This is a genomic window from Flavobacterium sp. UMI-01, from assembly GCF_019656315.1.
Taxonomy (GTDB): Bacteria; Bacteroidota; Bacteroidia; order Flavobacteriales; family Flavobacteriaceae; genus Flavobacterium.
The window spans coordinates 1-507 of sequence record NZ_BPLU01000043.1 but is presented as its reverse complement, the minus strand read 5'-3'; the positions used below and the strand labels follow the sequence as shown (position 1 = coordinate 507).

The following is a 507-nucleotide window of genomic DNA, read 5'->3' as shown; positions in this document are numbered from 1 at the left end:
CTGTAGGAACAGTAACGTACTCTTGGAAAAATGCTTCGAATACTGAAGTGGGAACTACTGCTACTGTTTCTAATCTTCCTGCTGGAACTTATACCTTAACTGTAACAGACAACTGTTCATCACAATCTAATTCGGTAACTGTAGGACAACCTGCCGCTGCTTTAGCACTAGGAGCTTCTTCTAAAACCGATGCTAGTTGTTTTGGTGCTAGTACTGGTTCAGTAAGTGCTGGTGTGGTAACGGGTGCTGTGGGAACAGTAACGTACTCTTGGAAAAATGCTTCGAATACTGAAGTGGGAACTACTGCAACTGTTTCTAATCTGCCTGCTGGAACTTATACCTTAACTGTAACCGATAATTGTTCGTCTCAATCTAATTCGGTAACTGTAGGACAGCCTGCTGCTGTCCTATCTGCAACAGCAATAATTGTTAACAACAATAATTGTGTGGGTTGTAGCAATGGTTCAATTGATATTACAGTGTCTGGAGGTACTACACCTTATTCCT

At 41.6% G+C, this 507-nt stretch carries 1 pseudogene; it reads left to right on the top strand.

The features are described 5' to 3' along the window. Positions 1-507: pseudogene (locus K5R64_RS13085) on the top strand (hypothetical protein); the annotation flags it as partial.